Annotated in this window: 1 protein-coding gene; it reads left to right on the forward strand. The window is 57.6% G+C overall.

The features are described 5' to 3' along the window. Positions 1 to 316 (forward strand): hypothetical protein (locus tag SMC5_RS10605; protein ID WP_165848946.1); only part of this gene is annotated, 316 nt, incomplete at both ends.

Consider the following 316-nt stretch of genomic DNA (forward strand, 5'->3'; position numbering starts at 1 on the left):
TCACCTTCGACTGGCACCCCGCCGGAGGCGAGCTTGTCTACGTGACCAGCGAAACCGACGGTTCGTACAAAGCTGTCGACCGTAAACTTGCGTCCAAGCAGGAACTGGTAATCTACCAAGGTAAAACCGCGATGTCGCCCAAGGTGCTGTGCTCCTCGAACGGCGTCCTGCTTGTCGAAGCTTCGCCGACGACGACTCCACGGCTGTTGCAGCTGACCATAACCTCTGTGGGCTACGATGGCACGACCAATAGCTCATTCTGGACGCAGGTTCCGCTGACAAAAGACCAGTTTGACCGGACGACGCGACTGATCCT

It is taken from the genome of Candidatus Cryosericum odellii, assembly GCF_003570935.1.
Lineage (GTDB): Bacteria > Caldisericota > Caldisericia > Cryosericales > Cryosericaceae > Cryosericum > Cryosericum odellii.